At 66.5% G+C, this 18,054-nt stretch carries 16 protein-coding genes; 9 read left to right on the top strand and 7 right to left on the bottom strand.

The features are described from left to right. Window positions 1-11: 11 nt before the first annotated feature. Genes AB4879_RS16650 through AB4879_RS16680 form a run of 7 tightly spaced genes read right to left on the bottom strand, consistent with a single transcriptional unit; the run spans window position 12 to window position 8,554 of the window. Window positions 12-1,118 carry a methyltransferase gene (locus AB4879_RS16650; protein ID WP_370508468.1) on the bottom strand — a complete coding sequence of 369 codons (1,107 nt, stop codon included), beginning with the start codon at window positions 1,116-1,118 and terminating at the stop codon, window positions 12-14. Next, window positions 1,111-3,321 (bottom strand): MMPL family transporter, encoded by a 2,211-nt coding sequence (locus AB4879_RS16655; RefSeq protein WP_370508469.1) that lies wholly within the window; start codon window positions 3,319-3,321, stop codon window positions 1,111-1,113. The genes AB4879_RS16650 and AB4879_RS16655 overlap by 8 nt, the downstream gene beginning before the upstream one ends. Further along, entirely contained in the window at window positions 3,315-4,925 is a 1,611-nt protein-coding gene (locus AB4879_RS16660; RefSeq protein ID WP_370508470.1) for an AMP-binding protein, read from the bottom strand. The genes AB4879_RS16655 and AB4879_RS16660 overlap by 7 nt, the downstream gene beginning before the upstream one ends. Next, the gene (locus AB4879_RS16665; RefSeq protein ID WP_370508471.1) at window positions 4,922-5,191 is read right to left on the bottom strand and encodes an acyl carrier protein; all 270 of its coding nucleotides are present in this window, start codon (window positions 5,189-5,191) and stop codon (window positions 4,922-4,924) included. The genes AB4879_RS16660 and AB4879_RS16665 overlap by 4 nt, the downstream gene beginning before the upstream one ends. Continuing rightward, complete coding sequence (locus tag AB4879_RS16670; protein ID WP_102807452.1) at window positions 5,188-6,210, bottom strand: 3-oxoacyl-ACP synthase III family protein; 1,023 nt, start codon at window positions 6,208-6,210, stop codon at window positions 5,188-5,190. Before AB4879_RS16670 ends, AB4879_RS16665 begins: the two co-directional genes overlap by 4 nt. Continuing rightward, a complete protein-coding gene (locus AB4879_RS16675; RefSeq protein ID WP_370508472.1) occupies window positions 6,207-6,860 on the bottom strand; it encodes an SRPBCC family protein in 654 nt (217 codons plus the stop codon). The genes AB4879_RS16670 and AB4879_RS16675 overlap by 4 nt, the downstream gene beginning before the upstream one ends. Then, window positions 6,860-8,554, bottom strand: coding sequence for a thiamine pyrophosphate-binding protein (locus AB4879_RS16680; protein ID WP_370508473.1), 1,695 nt, complete (start codon window positions 8,552-8,554; stop codon window positions 6,860-6,862). Before AB4879_RS16680 ends, AB4879_RS16675 begins: the two co-directional genes overlap by 1 nt. A 657-nt stretch (window positions 8,555-9,211) precedes the next feature. Here AB4879_RS16680 and AB4879_RS16685 point away from each other — a divergent pair. Genes AB4879_RS16685 through AB4879_RS16725 form a run of 9 tightly spaced genes read left to right on the top strand, consistent with a single transcriptional unit; the run spans window position 9,212 to window position 18,050 of the window. Then, complete coding sequence (locus AB4879_RS16685) at window positions 9,212-10,189, top strand: MlaE family ABC transporter permease (protein WP_370508474.1); 978 nt, start codon at window positions 9,212-9,214, stop codon at window positions 10,187-10,189. A gap of 8 nt (window positions 10,190-10,197) precedes the next feature. Then, on the top strand, window positions 10,198-11,058 hold the full coding sequence (locus tag AB4879_RS16690) for an MlaE family ABC transporter permease (RefSeq protein ID WP_370508829.1): 861 nt from the start codon (window positions 10,198-10,200) through the stop codon (window positions 11,056-11,058). A gap of 3 nt (window positions 11,059-11,061) precedes the next feature. Further along, on the top strand, window positions 11,062-12,114 hold the full coding sequence (locus AB4879_RS16695) for an MlaD family protein (protein ID WP_370508475.1): 1,053 nt from the start codon (window positions 11,062-11,064) through the stop codon (window positions 12,112-12,114). After that, window positions 12,111-13,121: an MlaD family protein gene (locus AB4879_RS16700; RefSeq protein ID WP_370508476.1), complete on the top strand. Its 1,011-nt coding sequence runs from the start codon at window positions 12,111-12,113 to the stop codon at window positions 13,119-13,121. The genes AB4879_RS16695 and AB4879_RS16700 overlap by 4 nt, the downstream gene beginning before the upstream one ends. Further along, on the top strand, window positions 13,121-14,161 hold the full coding sequence (locus tag AB4879_RS16705) for an MlaD family protein (RefSeq protein ID WP_370508477.1): 1,041 nt from the start codon (window positions 13,121-13,123) through the stop codon (window positions 14,159-14,161). Before AB4879_RS16700 ends, AB4879_RS16705 begins: the two co-directional genes overlap by 1 nt. Window position 14,162: 1 nt before the next feature. Beyond that, on the top strand, window positions 14,163-15,326 hold the full coding sequence (locus AB4879_RS16710) for an MlaD family protein (RefSeq protein ID WP_370508478.1): 1,164 nt from the start codon (window positions 14,163-14,165) through the stop codon (window positions 15,324-15,326). Next, complete coding sequence (locus AB4879_RS16715; RefSeq protein ID WP_370508479.1) at window positions 15,323-16,369, top strand: MlaD family protein; 1,047 nt, start codon at window positions 15,323-15,325, stop codon at window positions 16,367-16,369. Before AB4879_RS16710 ends, AB4879_RS16715 begins: the two co-directional genes overlap by 4 nt. Then, window positions 16,366-17,331: an MlaD family protein gene (locus AB4879_RS16720; RefSeq protein ID WP_370508480.1), complete on the top strand. Its 966-nt coding sequence runs from the start codon at window positions 16,366-16,368 to the stop codon at window positions 17,329-17,331. Before AB4879_RS16715 ends, AB4879_RS16720 begins: the two co-directional genes overlap by 4 nt. Then, the gene (locus AB4879_RS16725) at window positions 17,328-18,050 is read left to right on the top strand and encodes a hypothetical protein (protein WP_370508830.1); all 723 of its coding nucleotides are present in this window, start codon (window positions 17,328-17,330) and stop codon (window positions 18,048-18,050) included. Before AB4879_RS16720 ends, AB4879_RS16725 begins: the two co-directional genes overlap by 4 nt. Window positions 18,051-18,054 lie beyond the last annotated feature (4 nt).

An 18,054-nucleotide genomic window follows, 5' to 3' on the forward strand; every position in this document is an offset into this window, starting at 1 on the left:
AGGCTCCTCGACTAGCCGGGCAGCGCGTCGTCGACGACGGCCTCCACCACGCAGAGCGGCGACGCAGTCGTCACCACCCGCGTCATCCGGAAACCGGCATGTGCCAACAATATTCGGTACTCGTCGGCGGTCCGTTCGCGGGATCCGAGGTTCAGCAGCATCTCCAGATCCACCCAGTTCTCCGGTCCGTCGCGCCCGTTGTCGCGGATGACCATCTCGACAAGCAGCACGGTGGCGCCCGGGACTGCGGCCGACCGGACATTGCGCAGGATGTGCAACGCCTTGTCGTCGGCCCAGTCGTGAATGATGTTCTTCAGCAGATACGCATCGCCGCCGCCGGGAACCTGGTCGAAGAACGAGCCCTCGACGATCTGCACCCGGTCGGTGACACCGTTGGCGCGCAACAACTCCGGTGCACCCGCGACGACCCGGGGCACGTCGTAGAGAACGCCTCGCGACCGCGGCGCCTTCGCCAGGATGGCGGCCAGCATCGCACCTTGTCCCCCGCCGACGTCGACGATCGTGCGGTGCGCGGCGAAGTCGTAGCTGGCCACCACGACAGCCAGCGTCATCTGGGCGAGACTGGTCATGGTCTGATCGAAAAGCTTGGCATGCTCCGGTATTTCGATGAGGTAGTCGAAACCTTCCATGCCTCTCAGGGCGGGGACGATCGACTCGCCGGTTCGGACCGAGTCGGTCAGCAGTGTCCAGCGTTCACGTTGCTCTTGCGAGCCCTGGAACATCGCCGCACCTCGCAGCGAGATCGCCGCGTCCGCGCGAAGGGTATCGGCAAGGGAATTCAGCGCGTACCGGCCGTCGCGGCGGCGTCGGAAGATGCCCCGCCCGATCAGTGCCCGCATCAGCCGTCGCAGCGCATCGGGGTCCGCGCCCACCCGCGCGGCGAGCTCGTCGATCGGCAGCGGTCCGTCCGCCAGCGCGTCGGCGATGCCCAGTTGCGCGGCCGTGGTGATCGCCTGCGCAGGCCAACCCGACACCACCAACTCCATCATCGCCATCGGTGCGGGCAACATCCGCTGATGGAGCAGCAACAGGTGATGGCGCAACCATTCGACGGCGCGCGCCAGTCCGGCCGGCGGCACCATGGCGTTCCTAGGCATGCGAGGCCTCCCTGATCCCGAACCGATCGTGCAAGCGCGCCAGAGGCTTTGGCGCCCACCAGTTGAACCGGCCCATCACATGCATGAAGGCGGGCACGAGCAGGACGCGCACCAGCGTGGCGTCGGCGAGGATCGCCAGCGTCAGACCGACGCCCAGCATCCGCAGGAAGGACACCTGAGCACCGGAGAGCGCCGCGAACGTGATCGCCATGATCAGCGCCGCGGCCGTTATCACCCGCGCCGTGTGGGCGAGCCCCAGCGCGACGCTCCTGTCGTTGTCGGCGGCGGTCTTGCCGCTCGCCAGCCAGAACTCGCGGATGCGCGACACCAGGAACACCTCGTAGTCCATCGACAGGCCGAAGGCGATGCAGAACAACAACACCGGGATGCTGATCGCCAGGGTGCCCGTCGAGGTCGTGCCCAAGGCATCGAGGTTGCCGTCCTGGAAGATCCACACCAGCGCACCGAACGCCGCGGTCAACGACAAAACGTTGAGGATCAACGCCTTCAGCGGAACCACGACGCTGCCGGTCATCAGGAACAGCAGCACGAACGTGATTACGGCGATGATCGCCAGAACCATCCCCAGCCGGGAGGCGATGGCGCCGGCGGTATCACGGTTGACCTGGGGGGTCCCGCCGATCAACACCTGGTGACCGGCCGGGGTGGGCACGGCGTGCAGCTGATCGAGCAGCGTCTCGGATGCCGGGGAGTACAGCGGTGTGGTGCTGGTGACGGTGAGGAACGCGCTGTTGTTTCTGATCGCGGTCGCCGCCGTCGGCGGACCCACGGAGGCGCCGCCGACGAACGTCACGCCGGGCGAGGAGACCGAGGACACGCCTGACACCCGGGACAGCTCAGCGGCATAACCGTCGAGCTGTGCGGGGGTGACGCCACCGAGATCCGGTATGACGACGGTCAGATTCTTGGCCAGGTCCGCGGCGAACTGTGTACGCAGCTGGTCGCCGACCAGGTGCGCCGAACTCGACGTCGGCAAGACACGGTCGTCGGGCACTCCCCATCTGACGCCGAGGAACGGCGCGCCGAGCACTCCCAGTAGCGCCACGATGACCAGACCGACCGGCACCGCCCTGCGCATCGAGAACATCGCCAGCCGATACCAGCCGCCGTCCTCCACCCGCCCGGCAGCCGCGACCGGGCGTCGCAGCCACCGGCGCAGGTCCAGTGACTCGAGCCGGTCACCAAGCACCACGATGGCCGCGGGCGTCACGAAAACCGCGGCAAGCGAAGCGAATGCGACGACAGCGACACCCGCGTAGCCGAACGACTTGAGGGTGTAGATCGGGAACAGCACCATCGCCGACATCGACAGCGCGACGGTCATCGCCGAGAACAACACCGTCCGGCCGGCGGACGTCATGGTGCGGATCAGGGCGCGGTCGCGGGGCGCACCGGCCGCCAGCTCGTCGCGGAACCGGCTCAGCAACAGCAGCGTGTAGTCGATCGCCAACGCCAGCCCAAGGGCCACAGCGAGATTGAGGGCGAAGATCGACACATCCGTAACGAAGGTGATCGCATGCAGCACGGCCATCGCGCCGAAGATCGCGACCGCGCCCACCGCCAGGGGCAGCGACGCCGCGACCAGACCGCCGAACACCCACACCAGCACCAGGAAGCTCAGCGGAATCGCAACGCCTTCCATGACTTTCAGGTCTTTTTCGCTCTGCTGGTTGATCTCCAACATCATGGCCGACTCGCCACCGGCCCGCACGGTCACGTCGTCGCGGTCGTGCACCACCGTGCTGATCAGTGCCCCGGCATTCTTCGGCGCGCTGTTGTCGCCGCCGGTGATGCCGGCGACGATGACGCCGATCGTGCCGTCCTTGCTGACCAGCGAGGTCGCTGCCGACGGCGGCGCGGTCCAGGGCGAGGTGACCGTCGCAACCGTCGGCGACTGAGTCAGTGTGCGCACGATGCCGGTGCCCACTGTGCGCGCAGCCGCTGAATTGACCCCATCGGGTGAGCTGACAGTGATCAGCAGCGGCATGTCACCCTGGCCGAAAGTGCTGGCCAACAGAGCTTTCACCTGTGACGACTGGGCACCGGGATCGGTGAGACCGCCCGCGGAGAGCCGGCCCGCCACCGGAATGCCGAATGCCGCCGCACCGGCGACGACGAGCAGCGCGAGCGCGATCATCCGCCGGGGAGCGCGCATCGCAAGCCGCGCGATCCCGGCTAACACGGCGACAAGGTCCCCGCCAGCCACTGGGTGCGCGCTTCGATGCGGCGCATCTTCCCGCTCGACGTCCGCGGCAGGGTGCCCGGTGCCAGCAGCTCGACGTGTCCGACGGCGATGCCGGTGTGCTGCAGCACCCGGGCCGCGACATCGCTCGCCAGATCCTCGGGGGCGTCGGCGGTGGTTTCGACGAGCATCGCCAGCGCCTCGTCGTGCGCGTCGGGGGGAACGTATCCCACCGCAACCGCACATCCGGCGCGGACGCCGGCCAGACCGTCGAGGGCGGCCTCGAAATCCTGCGGTGCGTGGTTGGCGCCGCGGATGATCACGGTCTCCTTGGTGCGGCCGCAGACGAAAAGCTCACCGTCGTGGATGAACCCGACGTCGCCGCAGTCCAGCCAGCCGGCGGACAGCACCTGCGCGGTGAGGTCGGCACGGCCGAAGTACCCGGTCATCACGCTGGGTCCACGAACGAAGATGTGGCCCACGTCGCCGTCGGGCAGCGGCCGGGAGTTGTCGTCGCGGATCTCCACCTCGACACCGGCCAGCGGACGGCCCGTGCTCACCAGTTCCCGGTCGCCGAGCCGGTGCTCACCGAACATGCTGCCCGCCGGCTTGAACGTGACCGCCAGCGACGCCTCGGCCAGTCCGTAGACCGGGGTGAACGCCCGCGCATCGAATCCCCACCGCCCGAACCGCTCACTGAATCGGCGCTGGACCTCGGCGCTGGTCAGCTCGGCGCCGTTCAGACACAGCCGCCACGAGCTCAGGTCGACACCGTCGAGTTCGTCGTCGCGGATCCGCTTGAGGCACAGTCCGAACGCGAAGTTCGGTGCGGCGGTGACGGTTCCGCGGTGCCGCGAGATCGCGCGCAACCACGCCGCGGGGACGGCCAGGAACAGTTCGGGCGGCAGCAGCACCAACGGCCGCGGCAGATAGAACGCGCTCAGCAGATTCCCGATCAGTCCCATGTCGTGATATAGCGGCAGCCACGTGACACCGACCTGGTCGGGCATGCCCGCCGCAGCGAAGTAGTCCGCGATCGCGGCGAGGTTGGACAGCAGGTTGCGGTGGCTGAGTGCGACGGGTTTCGGGTCATGGGTGGTGCCGGACGAGAACTGGATCAGCGCAACGTCATCGGCGGACACATCGATGTCGCGGCGACCGGCCCCGTCGAGTTCGGCTGCTGTTCGGCACGACGCCCCCGCCGCTTCGAGCAGCGGACGTATGCGATCCTCGGTGACCACCAGGACGGCGTCGACCGCCTGCAGCATCGCGGCGGTGCGATGCCGGTATTCGTCGAGCTTGCCCAGCCGCACCGGCGGATACAGCGGTACCGGGATGGCGCCCGCGTACAGGGCACCGAAGAAGCAGGCGACGAATTCCGGACCGGTGGGCAGTACCAGTGCCACCCGGTCGCCGGGCTGAACCCCGTTGTCGTGCAGGCCCGCCGCCACCGAACGCGCCCGCCGAGCGATGTCGACCATCGGAACGTCGGTGTCGACCTCGTTGCGGTCGACGAAGATCAGACTGTGGTTGCCCAGCGCTGCCGCGTCGAGCATCTCGGTGAGCGTCTCGAACTTGGGCCGGATCGCCGGGGTGCTGATCATGGGCGTTCCTGGATGCGACGCAGCACGAGCCGGGCCAAGTCGCCGACGGTGCGCAAGTCGTCGCCGTCCTCGGCGTCCAGTTCGATGTCGTAGCGGGCTTCGAGTCGGAACACCAGCGACAGCACCCGAGCAGAGTCCATGCCCGCGTCTTGGAGTCCCGAGTCTGCGGTCAAGGTTGCGGCACTGTCGGTTTCGGCCTGGATCAGGGCGATGATGTCGTCGACGACGGTGTTGATCGACGCCGGTTGGCCGTCGGCCGCCGTCATGTGCGGCTTCCGCCCCACTGGATGGCGGCGGCGCCTGCGAAGTCCCCGGCGTGCGCGAACCCCGCCATCATCACGATGTCGCCGGCACCGATCTGGCCGTCGAGGACTGCCGCCTCCAGGTTCACCGGGATGGCAACGGCGAACAGGTTGCCACATTCCTGGAATGTGTCGCGATGCCGATCCGGGGAAATCCCCAGTGCCTCATTCCAGTTCCGCAACAGCAGCCGATTGGGCTGATTGGTGACCAGCAGGTCGAGGTCGCCCGGCTTCACGCCGATCCGGTCGCACACTGCACGCACCACCTGGGGTACCTGCCGGTTGCCGCGGGCGAGGACCTTGATGATCTTGCCTTCGTTGAATCCGACGTAACCCTGACCGGGCCCGGCCTCCCACCAGCGCCGCGCGGGATCGGCGGCCAGCGTCATGTCGGTCGCGTTCTCGCCGAAGTAGCGGCATTCGATGTCGAGCACCGGTGAGCTGTCCGACACGGTGACCAACCCGACCGCCGCGCCGTCGCCGGGCACCGACGCCTGGGCAAGCTTGCGTACCTGGTCCTGCTCGAAGATCTTCCCTGCGGCGTTCTGCGCGACCGCGATCAGCGCGGTCCGCCCGGCACCGCTCGCCAGCAGCTGGCGAGCGAGCTTGAGCATCAACACGAATGCCGCGCAGCCGCCGTTGTGGACGTCGATGATCCACTCGGGATTGATGCCCAGCCGCTTGGCGACTTCGCCGCCGGCGCCGAGGATCGGCAGATCGGGCAGCTGGGAATGGGTCAGCAGCACATCGACGTCGTCGAGCACAGCGGGCCCGTGCCGGTCGATCAGTGCGCCGACGGCACGCTGGATCATGTCGACATTGGACTCGTCATCGGCGGCATGGTGACGGAAGTCCGGCGGCCGGAACATGGGGTTGTCTCGCATGTCGTCGTCGCCGCTGAATCGGGTGTACCACTCTGCGGGAACCCGGTTTTCCGGCAGATAGGTCGCGACGTCGATCAGGCTTACGGTGGGCTGGCTCATGATTCGCGCATCCAATCCGGAGTGATCGGCAGGCCGTTACGGTGGCGGTATTCGGCGATCGCCTTGAGATTCTTCAACTCCAGAAGGTGCCCGGCGCCGAACATGTCCCAGAAGTCCCCCACCCAAACCGGCCGCTGCGGCGGGGCGGCGTCCGGGTACGGGTTCTCGTCGTAGAACGGGTGGTGGCAGTTCGTCCACAACACCACCGAACCCGGCTTGTTGAGCACCACCTGCGCGTCGACCACCCGCATCAGGTAGATCATCCACAGGTGCTTGCCCTGATCCCAGGCGCAGTGGTAATCCACGGTGCGGGCATCCCGGTTGGCCACCGTGCGGGTGTAGATCTCGGTTTCGGTACCCAGCCGGTCGTAGGCCAGCCAGAGGCCGTCCTCCTCGGTGCGGGTGAATCCCCGCAGACTGTAGGTCCATTCCTCCAGGGACCGGGTGTCCGCCAGATAGTCGAAGAGTTCGTCGGGCGGGCAGTCGATGTATTCGTTTACGGTGCAGAACTCGCCGAAGACCTCGTCGTGCGGATATACCGCGTGGATCATCTCCATCAGGACCGGGGTGGCTTTCTCCCGGGGCGAGGTCTCGATGCGCATCAGCCCCGGAATCGGGTCGGCGATGTCCTCGAGCGCAGGCAGTGTCATCAGCGTTCCCTCGGATCTGGCTGGGGCGATCGACCCAGCTGTGTTGTGGCACCCAAAAATGCTGTGAAGGGCGGTATTTCGTCGGCCGAGCATTCCACCGCCACCACGGATGGGCCGTCGGCGTCGAGCGCTGCTGTGACGGCCACGCCGAGTTCGCCGATGCCGGTGACATCCACCGACGGCAGGGCGGGGAACATGGCCGACAGCCCCGCACCCAGCCGGCTGGGGCCGAACCGGTTGTAGCTGTAGCGGTCACCGTAGAACAGCTGCTCGCGAGTCACGCACATGGCGTGCGCGTGGTTGTCGAACAACAGGAACGTCACCGGAAGCCGGTAGTGCAGCGCGGTGTGAATCTCCATGCCGTGCATGAAGAACGAGCCATCGCCGGCGATGACGACGGTTCGGCGATGTCGGGCGAAGGCCATACCGATGCCGGCGCCGAAGCTGTAGCCCATGCCACCCATTCCGAGGGCGACCAGGAAGCGGCCGTCGCGCCGGGCGGGCAGCCAGTGGATCGCCGCGGCACCGATGTTGCCTGCGTCCACGACGATGTCGGCATCCTGCGGCAGCAGCCCGTCCAATGCGCGCATCGCGTCGCGGTAGCGCACTCCCGCGCCGGCATGCTCTGGTGGCGTCAGCTCTCCCCGGACGGGCTGCGACGCAGGCACCCGGCTCGCCGTGTCGCACAGCACCGTCGCCAGCTGGGTCAGTGAGCCACGGAGGTCGTGGCTTTCGACGTGCGCACATGGCAGGTAGGGAACCTCGGCACCGATCGACGCGATCGGCAGGGAACCCAATACCGTGTCCAGACCGCCGCGGGCCATCAGCGGCAGCCGGGTGCCGATCACCAGGCACAGCGCGCTGTCGCCCAGTGCCGCAACCACTGCCGGATGACCCATCACCCCGGCGATGCCCAATGACTCAGCTGCGACGTCTTTCGCGTCGGGCACCGTGGCCACGTTCGCCTGCAGGACCGCGCGAAGCGTCTCCAGCTCGGCCCGGGCGTTGTCGCGGCCAACCTGGTCACCGGCGATGATCGTCACCGGCCCGTCGGTGTCGCGCAGCAGCTGCACCAGTTCCTCGATGTCCCCGGCCGCCGCTGGCGCGTCGGCGGGATCATCATGCATGGGCTCCACCACGGCCTGCTGAATGTCCTTGGGCAACAGCAGGACCGCCGGCCCACCGAGGCTCGTCGCTGCTGAGATCGCCCGAGGCAGCGCGGTCACAATGTCGTCGGCCGTCACAACCCGTTCGCAGAACACCGACACCGCCGTGAACAACGCCTCGCCGTGCAGGGCTCCGTTGACGCCGCTGGTGTCCTGGAATGAGCCGAGCCCGTCCGACGAGGTCGGCGGTTGGCCGATCAACGCCAGCACCGGCACCCGGCCTGCGAACGACTCCCCCAATCCCGGGATCGTGTTGAGGGCGCCGCCGCCGGAGGTGGCGCACACGACGCCGATACCGGCGCCGGCCCGGCTGTAGGCATCGGCCATCGCCGCCGCGGAGAACTCGTGCTTGGCCACCACCGCGGTGAGGTCCGGACAGAAGTGCGCGGCGTCGTAGAAATCCTCGATGTTGGCGCCGTCCACGCCGAACACATGGCGAACGCCGCGGCGAACGAGGCGCTCGACGATGTAATCGACTACTCGCGTGCGCCCATCCCCCGCGCCGTTGCGGTCAGAGCCGACCGGCATGTCGTTCGAGCGCAATCGCCCCCGGCACGTGTCCAGAAACAGCGCTCGCCATGACCCCCACCTAGTGTGTCTAACTTGCACGCACCCTAATGCAGGTGCGCCGCACTTCGCCGGGGTTTGGGGATCTCACAGACAGCCATGGCGACATTTGCCCGGACTGCCCCTCGGCGACGCTCACGCGAAATGTGAACATGGCGGTGCGCGGTACCGCTACCGATCGACGGGCCCGAGTTGGGCGGTCAGAGGCGCGGTCGCCACTGCTCCTCGCAGATAGCCGCGCAGCAATTTGACCGGCTGGCAAATTCCTGTGCATTTCCCGGGTACACGGACCGCCGATGCGGCGCGGAGCGCCGAGCACCAATCGGGTCAAACCCCAGTCCGTGCTGCGAACTTGCCGCCGCCGGCGGGCTGACGGCGAATCCGCGCACGTTATTGACCCTTCCGCAGGAAAGTGGCGCCCACCGTCGTCCGGAGGCGACGCACGCAGGGCTTGACGCTCAAATGTGGCGTACGTCACACTGATCTTCTTTCTGCGAACACATGCCTGCCGCCGCTGGTACAACGCACGTACTCGTACCGCTGGTAAACGCGCGACTACCAAGCTCGAACTTTGCTGGGGGAACTGGCCGTACCCAGCGATTAAGGAGGTGCCTGCCGTTGACCGCAGGTGTCGATGACGCGACTGCGGCCCAAGCAGCGACCGAGACAGAAGCCAGCGAACTTGAATGCGTCGATATCGACGCATTCGTGGCAGCCGCCACCTCCGAGCCGCCCGTCGATCCCCCGGCTTCCGCGGAAGCACCGTTGGGCCGCCAGGTCGCCGACATCTTGAGCCGGCCCTTCCGGCGCTTCCTGTCCCGAACGGATTCCTCACTGCAGACGTTGGGCCGGTTCTTCGGCCTCGGCGCGCAAGCCCTCGGCTTCCTCGTCACCGACCTCGTCAGGTTGCGCCATCCCTGGCGAGACACCCTCAACCAAGCCTGGTTCATCATCAGCGTCACGGCGATCCCGGCGCTGTTGGTGTCCATACCGTTCGGCGTGATCGTGGCCGTGCAGGTCGGCAACTTCATCCAGCAGGTCGGGGCTTCCTCGGTGTCGGGCGCCGCCGGCGGTCTGGGCGTGATCCGGCAGGGCGCACCGATGGTGGCGGCATTGCTGCTCGGCGGGGCGGCCGGTTCGGCGGTGGCCACCGACCTCGGCGCCCGCACCATCCGCGAAGAGGTCGACGCGCTGCGGGTGATGGGCGTCGATCCGGTGCAGCGACTGGTCACCCCGCGCCTCGCCGCGATCGTGTTCGTCGCGCCGGTGCTGTGTGCCTTCATCATCTTCATGGGCCTGGCGGCCGGCTACGCGATCAACGTCGGCTTCCAGTCCGGCACACCCGGCAGCTACATCGCGTCCTTCGCCTCGTTCGCCAGTGTCAACGACGTCATCGTGGCGATGTTGAAGACGTGGTTGTTCGGTGTGGTCGTGATCCTGGTGGCCTGCCAGCGCGGTCTGGAGGCCACCGGCGGTGCGCGCGGCGTGGCCGATGCCGTCAACGCGTCGGTGGTCATCGGTGTGGTGGCCGTGTTCGTCCTCAACCTGATCATCACCCAGGGTGTCTCGATGTCGATGCCGCTGAGGATGGGCTGATGGCCCGGGTGTCGGCGCCGTCGCGGCACATTCCCAATGCGTTACGCGCGCCGTTGTGGATCGCCGACCAAGGTGACTCGCTGGTCCAGCGCCTCGGGCATCAGGTCAGCTTCCTGGCCCAGGTGCTCGGCGCGATCCCGCACACGCTGCGGCACTACCGGCATCAGACCGGGGTGCTGCTGGTCGACGTGATGTGGGGCAACGGATCACTGATCGTCGGCGGCGGCACCATCGGTGTGCTGATCTTCATGGGCACCGCGGTCGGCGGCTCGGTGGGAATCGAGGGCTACAGCGCCCTCGACATGGTCGGGATGGGCCCGCTGACCGGATTCGTCTCCGCGTACGCGAACACCCGGGAGATGGCGCCGATGATCGCCGGGATCGGCTTCGCAGCGCAGGCCGGCTGCCGGATGACCGCCGAGATCGGCGCCATGCGGATCTCCGAGGAGATCGACGCGCTGGAAGCGCTTGGTATCCGGTCTATCCCGTTCGTCGTCACCACCCGGGTGATCGCCGGCATGCTGACCATCATCCCGCTGTATGTGGTGACGCTGGCGCTGAGCTATGTGTCGTGCGCACTGGTGGTCAACGTGATGCACGGCCAGTCGTCGGGCACCTACTACCACTATTTCGACTCCTTCATCCAACCCTCCGACGTGGTGTTCTCGGTGCTGAAGGCCGTCATCTTCGTGACGCTGATCATCGCCATCCACGGCTACCAGGGCTACTACGCCGTCGGCGGTCCCGAAGGTGTCGGGCGCGCGTCCGGGCGGGCCATCCGGGCCAGCATCGTCACGGTCGTCGCCGCGGATATGGTTCTGACGCTGCTGTTCTGGGGCAACAGCCCCGGGATTCGGATCTCGGGATAGGGCATGTTCGCATCTGCCGACCAGGGCGGGCGCAGGCCCACGTCGCGCGCGCTGCGCATCCGCGGCCTCATCGCCGCGATCGTGTTGCTCGTCGCGGGCACTGTCCTCTATCACCTCGGAACCGGCGGCTACGCCGACACATTCAAGCTGACGGTGATGGCCGACAAACTCGGCGAAGGCCTGACCCCGGGTGCGGAAGTGAAATTCCGCGGCCTGACCATCGGGTCGGTGAAGACGTTGCAGTCGGCCGGTTTCAACAAGCAGACGATCACCCTCGAACTCGAGCCGCGCCAGGCAGCAGCCTTGGCGGCCGACACCACCGCGAACTTCACCTCGTCCAACACCTTTGGCCTGGCCGCCGTCGAGTTGGTCAGCAGTGGCACCGGCCCGCGGCTGGGGTCCAACCAGACGCTGACGGTCGACACCACTGTGCGCTCGGCGTCCATCACCGGGCTGCTGCGCCAGGGTCAGAAGTTCGGCCGGATCATGGACTCGCCCGACATCGACCACATCATCGCGATCGTGCGGAAGCACGCCGACCTCACCGAGCCGGTCACCCGGTCCTACTTCGACCTGATCAAGATGGTCACCGACTCGCAGAAAGTGCCGGTCTCACAATCGCTTTCGGTGCTCGCCTCGGTGGTCAACGGGGTCAGTGACGCCGTTCCGCTGGTCAGCCTGGCCTACGACCTGCTCAACGGGATGGAATTCCTGGCGCACCCGGACGGCGTGGACCGGATGAATCTGATCATGGACCAGCTGGCGAAGCTGCTCTTCACCACGGACGGGATCTTCGCCAAGCACATCTCGTGGCTCGTCCCGCTGTTCGGCGGCATCATGAGCGTCTTTGTGCCCTACGCGTACATGTACGGGAGCATGTCGCCGGCCTACGACCGGATCTCCGGTCTGCTGGACCGCACCAGCACGGCGTTTCCGATCATCAACGGCAAGGTCCGGTTGAATCTCGAACTGACCCTGGACACCATGCCCGGGCTGGCCGCCGCCTTGCCCGCCGAGGCCCCCGCCCCGGCGCCCCCGCACGGCGGTGGCCGGTGAGAAGCGTTACCAAGTCGGTGTTCTGGCTGACGGTGTTCACGGCGGTCGCGGTGGTGTGCACGCTCATCGTGCTGACGGCCCTGCGCAGTCCGGTCACCGGAGCGTTGTCCGGGTACGCCGCCACGTTCTCCGATGTGTCGGGCCTTTACGTCGGTGACGACGTCCGCATATCCGGGGTTCAAGTCGGCAAGGTGCAGACCATCCGGCTCGACGGGCGGGTGGCCAAGGTCGATTTCACCGCCCAGGCCGACCATCCGCTCTACACCAACACCGTGGCCGCGGTGCGGTATCAAACCCTGATCGGGCAGCGCTACGTGGAGCTCGTGCAGCCGGCCAAGCCCGACAACCGGCTGCCGGACGGGGGCACCATTCCCATCGGGCAGACCATCCCGTCATTCGACGTGGCCAAGCTGTTCAACGGATTTCAGCCGATCTTCCAAACCCTCGACCCTGCCCAGTTCAACCTGCTGGGCGAGAACCTGCTGCGGCTCATTCAGGGTGACGAATCGGGCATCGGCCCGTTCCTCCACGACCTCGACGAAATCTCCACCCTGGCGGTGGACCGCCAGCTCGTCATCACCACGATGATCCGTAATCTCAGCGCGATCTCCCAAGATCTGGGTGGCAAGTCCGGACAGCTGTTCCAGCTGATCGCCCAGCTCAATGTGGTGCTCGCTCAATTCGGCTCCAAGGCAGAGGAATTCCGCCAGTCGCTGGACAGCGGGCTGCCGGTCCTGCGGAACACCACCCACGTCATGCAGTACTTCGAGCGCACCTTCGACGGCACGACCGGCCCGCTCTACGACCTGAGCAGCCGGATGTGGCCACAGACCCCGACCATCATCGCGGGCCTCTCACTCGCGCCATCGTTGATCCAGGGCATGCGGGACTGGCTGGTCGACGAACAGCCGGCCACCCCGACGTTCTCCTGCTCCCGCGGCGAGGTCACGCTCCCGGGGATCGGCGAGGTCTCCTTCGCGCAGCAGAACCTGGTGGTGTGCAAGTAATGCAACTCGACAAGCACCTCACCACCTTGCGCGCCACAATCGGTGGACGCCAAGGCGCACGCGACGAGCGTGCCACCGCCAACCGCAACCGCCGCAACGGGATCATCGGCGTCGTCGTCATCATCGCCGCGCTCGCCGGCACCGCGATGGCCTACCTGAATCCGGCCGACGAGGCGGGCTACACCGCACACATGCCCAACTCCGCGGGGCTGCGCGCCGGCGACCAGGTGCGGGTGGCCGGCATCGCGGTCGGCAAAGTCAGCAGCGTCCGACTCGACGGCGCCTTGGTCGAGATGAAGTTCGACGTGCAGAACTCGGTGAAGGTCGGCTCGGACTCCACCCTCAACATCAAGCTACTGACCCCGCTCGGCGGCCACTACGTCGCGCTGGACCCCAAGGGAACAGCTCCATTGGGCCGCAACGGCATTCCGCCGCAGCGCGTCACCCTGCCGTTCGAGGTCAACGACATCATCCAGGCCGCCACCCCGGTGGTGAAAGAGGTCGACGGCCAGGTCATCCACGACACCTTCGCCGAAGTCGCCAACGCGGCCAACCGCTACCCCGACGCCGTGCGCAACCTGCTGCAGTCCGCCGACCGGTTGACCGAATCGATGAGCAGATCCACCACCGACTTTCATCGCGGCCTCGACTTCGTCAACGACGGGCTGCGAGCCATGACGGCCGGGCGCGCCCAGCTCATCACGCTGTTCGAGCAGTTCGACATCCTCGGCAAGATGTACACGTCCAAGGCCGTCGACATCGTCGAATTCTTCGCTCTGATCAAGGAATTGACCCGCGTCCTCGACCGGCTGACGATGTGGTACGGCAAAGACGTCATGCCCATCGCCGAGGGAATCGAAGACATCAGCGACACGCTGGCGGCCCACCCGGAACGCTGGGGCATGGCCCTGGACGGTCTCGGCCAGACACTCAACATCATCGGGCCCATGCTCAGCGGCAATGGTGTCACCTTCGATCAGCACAACCGGCTGGTCCCCGGTCAGGACCTCTGCCTACCCAACATCATGAAGACCTGCTGACATGACGAAAGCATCGAGCGTCGGCGCGCGACTGCGGTCACGTCGTGGGATCGCCGTAGCCGTGGTGATCCTCACCGTGCTGGCCGTCGCGGTGGCGGTCAGCATCACAGTACTGGCGCCGAAGATCAACCCGACCCGGGCGATGTGCGCCGAATTCACCGACGCGGTCGGCCTCTACCCCGGCAACAAGGTCGCGCTGCTGGGTATCGAGATCGGCTCCACGACCGCGATCGTCAACAAACCCGACCATGTCGAAGTGGACTTCACCGTGCCCGCGGACCTGGTCCTGCCTGCCGATGTCGGCGCGGTCACCTACTCGCAATCCATCGTCACGGATCGCCACGTCGAGCTGACCAAGCCCTACACCGGCGGCCCCAAGTTCACCGGGCCGGGCTGCATCAAACTCAAGTCCACCAAGACGCCGATCAGCGTCAGCGAAACGTTCTCCGCCATCGGCAGTCTCACCGATGCGATCCTGGGATCCCAACCGGGCCAGGATCCGTCCACGGCGCCCGGCGTGCAGGCGATCAATGACAGTCTCAGCGCGGCAAGCAATTCCCTCCAGGGCACCGGGCCCGGGATCAACAAGACGATGCGCAACCTGCGCACCATGCTCGCCGACCCGTACAAGGCCGACGCCGACTACCGCCAGCTGTTCGAGAACGGCGAGATCCTCAGCTCCGACTTCCTCAAGAACTGGGACAGCTTCGCCTCGGTGATTCAAACCCTGCCGGTCACCACCCAATTGATGGAAGGCCTGTCGGACAACTTTGGTGCCGCGATGGCCAACGTGTCCCACCTGCTGCCGACGCTGATCGAGGCGCTCAACCGGTTCGGCCCACGGTTCTACGACAAGTTCGACAAGCGGTTCGGTGGGCTGCGTGATCTGTTGAACCGGCACATCCCGGCGATCACCGCGATGATCAACTCCTGGCCGCAGTTCAGCAACTGGCTCGCCGACATCTACGAACCGGCATGGGGCACCCACAACGTCACCTACATCCCGCCGCAAGTGTCGATCGCCCCGACGCAGGCCGGCGCGATTTGCCAAGGACTCACCGAACGCAACATCCCCGGCGCCGCGGCGGCGTGCGCGTCGGGCACCCCCACCGACCCGGTGACGCTCGGCCTGACCAATCTCGTTCTGGGAGCGGCGCTGCCATGACCCGACGCCCGATGCGCGCGGTCAGCGCACTGTTGTTCACCGTCACCATCGGACTCACCGCGGCCTGTTCACTGGATCCGACCCGGCTGCCGGTCCCGGGCGCCTACAGCCCGCGGCACTCCTACGACATCAACATCGAGTTCGCCAGCGTGCTCAATCTGCCGGCCCGGGCCAAGGTGGACTCCGGTGGCGTTCAAATCGGCGTGCTCGACAGCGTCCGACTCCAGGGCACCACCGCGGTCACGACTGTCGAAATCGCCGGTGACACCAAGCTTCCCGTCGCGACCCGTGCCGAACTGCGTCAGGCCACCCCGCTCGGCGACATCTACATCGCCCTACTACCGCCGGAAGACAAGTCCGGGCCGGTGCTGCGTGACGGTGACACCATTCCGCTGGGCAACACCTCACCGGCCGACAACGTCGAGGATCTGCTGCGCTCGATGTCGAACCTCGTCGCCGGTGGCGCGATCGGCACCCTGCAGACCACCGTGGTCAACGTCAACAAAGCGTTCCCGCAAGATCCGCACGAGCTGACCCGCATGCAGCACACGGTCGCCGGGGTGCTCAACGACCTGGCCACCAATCAGGACACCATCGACCAGATGCTCGACGGCATGGAGAACATCACCTCCGGATTCGCGGCCAACACCCAGGTGTTCAACCGGCTGGTGACCGAAGGCCCGGCGAAACTCCACGGACTGTCGGCGGTCACGATGGCCATCCTGAATGTCGTGGGCGCCAGCAAGGACGTCGGCAAGCTCGGCGGCGATCTGATCAACCCCATCGCCGGCGACCTGATGCAGATCCTGTCCTACATCACGCCGATGATCCATACGATGGCCACCGCGGACACCACGATCCCGGTGATCGCCGACAAGTTCGTGGCGCTGCTGCGCTACAAGCTGCTCGGGTGGTTCCGCGACGGCGGTCCGAAGTACACCATCACCGAACTCCACGCGCCCACCGGGCACGAAGGGGTCGATCCCGCAGACAAGGCGAACCAGGCTGTCGAAGCCATGCAGACGATGGGGCTGGTGCCATGAAGTTCAGTGCGCGCACCACCCTGGTGATCCTGGTGGTGATGACCCTGGCCGGCGCGGCCTACATGTCGTTCGGCGTGCTCGACATGGGGCCGACCAAACAGGTCACGCGACTGACGTTGCTGCTCAACTCTTCCGGTGGTTTGATGCCCACCTCGGAAGTGACGATGCGCGGCATCAAGGTCGGTCGGGTGACCGGCATTCAGACCACCGCAACCGGACTTGCCGTTTCGATGGACGTCGACCGCAAGTACCAGGTTCCGGCCGACAGCGCGATCAGCGTGGAGAACCTGTCGGCGGCCGGCGAACAGTACATCGACTTCCGGCCGACGTTGATCGCGCCGCCCTACTTCGCCGACGGCGCCGTGATCCCGCCAGACCGGGTGGCGCCGATCGTGACCGCCAGCGACCTGCTCACCCGGGCCAATGTTCTGTTCACGGCGCTGAACCTCGACCAGATCCACGGCATCATCAACGACATGTCCGCGGCGTTCAAGGGCAACGACGAGACGATCGACTCGCTGGCCGTCACTGCCGGTCTGACCGCCAAGGTGATCCGCGACGACAAGGAACTGTTGAACACGTTGTTCAGCAATGTGTCGACGTTCACCACCAACCTGGGTGACATCCATGCCGGCGAAATCATCAGCGAGACAGGCAAGATGCTGCCGAAGTCGGTGCCCGCCTTTTTGCAGCTGGTCCATCAGATCGAGATCCTGTCGCACACCGGCATCGGCGTGATCGGCCCGCAGGACCCGGCGGGGATCCTGGTCGCCAAGTTCGGCGAATGGCTCGACATGCTGGCCGGCCCGCTGGGTACGTTCGCCACCATCCTGCAGCCCGCGATGGCACCATTACACGACATCAAGATCGACGCCGGGCACTGGCTGGACTTCTGGGAATCGACGTTCAACGACACCGGCGGCGTTCGGGTGCAGCTCAACGTACCTGAGTGGCATCAATGACCGACAGCGAGGACAGCTCTGACATGACCGATTCACCTGTCGGCGAGGACGACAAGGTCGACGACGCGGTGAGCGAGACCGCCGCGGTGGACCAGGTTACGCCCGGCCCGCGGCGGGCCCGCAGCTTCTGGGTGGCGATCGTCTTGGCGGTGCTGCTCGTCGGCGGCGGCGCGTTCGGCGTCGTCAAGTACCGCGAGGTGAACGGCCAACTCGCCCAGGCACGTCAAGCTCAGGCCGACCGTGAGGCCGCCGCACAGCTGGCCCGCGACTACGCGATGAAGTCGCTCACCTACAGCTTCGAAGACCCGGACGCGTTCTTCCGCTCCGTCGAAGACGGTGTGTCACAACAACTCAAGGACAAGTACGTCAACGCCACCGACTTACTCAAGGCGGTGATGCTGCAGGCACAGGTCAGCTCCACCGGCGAAGTGCTGGCCACCGACCCGGTCCTCACCCCGGACGGGTCCTACGAAGTGGTGGTGTCCGCCCATCAAACGACCCGCAATCTGCAGAACCCGACGCCGAAGGTGTCGATCATCCTGCTGCGGGTCACCGTGAACAAGGTCGGAAACGGCTGGCAGGTCACCGATATCGGCCCGAAGACCGGCACCAAGGCACCCGAGGAGCAGCAGCTTCCCGGTGCTGCGCCCGCTCCCCCAGCACCGCCCGTTCCCGCTGCCCCCGCCCCGGCCCCGGCCAAACCGGCACCGCGTCCGTGAGTGT

It is taken from the genome of Mycobacterium sp. SA01, assembly GCF_041287105.1.
GTDB lineage: Bacteria > Actinomycetota > Actinomycetes > Mycobacteriales > Mycobacteriaceae > Mycobacterium.

What these genes read in the sequence shown, in the direction of transcription:
- AB4879_RS16650 (WP_370508468.1), bottom strand. Translation starts at nt 1,118, where the DNA reads ATGCCTAGGAACGCCATGGTGCCGCCGGCCGGACTGGCGCGCGCCGTC.
- AB4879_RS16660 (WP_370508470.1), bottom strand. Translation starts at nt 4,925, where the DNA reads ATGATCAGCACCCCGGCGATCCGGCCCAAGTTCGAGACGCTCACCGAG.
- AB4879_RS16665 (WP_370508471.1), bottom strand. Translation starts at nt 5,191, where the DNA reads ATGACGGCGGCCGACGGCCAACCGGCGTCGATCAACACCGTCGTCGAC.
- AB4879_RS16670 (WP_102807452.1), bottom strand. Translation starts at nt 6,210, where the DNA reads ATGAGCCAGCCCACCGTAAGCCTGATCGACGTCGCGACCTATCTGCCG.
- AB4879_RS16675 (WP_370508472.1), bottom strand. Translation starts at nt 6,860, where the DNA reads ATGACACTGCCTGCGCTCGAGGACATCGCCGACCCGATTCCGGGGCTG.
- AB4879_RS16680 (WP_370508473.1), bottom strand. Translation starts at nt 8,554, where the DNA reads ATGCCGGTCGGCTCTGACCGCAACGGCGCGGGGGATGGGCGCACGCGA.
- AB4879_RS16695 (WP_370508475.1), top strand. Translation starts at nt 11,062, where the DNA reads ATGTTCGCATCTGCCGACCAGGGCGGGCGCAGGCCCACGTCGCGCGCG.
- AB4879_RS16705 (WP_370508477.1), top strand. Translation starts at nt 13,121, where the DNA reads ATGCAACTCGACAAGCACCTCACCACCTTGCGCGCCACAATCGGTGGA.
- AB4879_RS16710 (WP_370508478.1), top strand. Translation starts at nt 14,163, where the DNA reads ATGACGAAAGCATCGAGCGTCGGCGCGCGACTGCGGTCACGTCGTGGG.
- AB4879_RS16715 (WP_370508479.1), top strand. Translation starts at nt 15,323, where the DNA reads ATGACCCGACGCCCGATGCGCGCGGTCAGCGCACTGTTGTTCACCGTC.
- AB4879_RS16720 (WP_370508480.1), top strand. Translation starts at nt 16,366, where the DNA reads ATGAAGTTCAGTGCGCGCACCACCCTGGTGATCCTGGTGGTGATGACC.
- AB4879_RS16725 (WP_370508830.1), top strand. Translation starts at nt 17,328, where the DNA reads ATGACCGACAGCGAGGACAGCTCTGACATGACCGATTCACCTGTCGGC.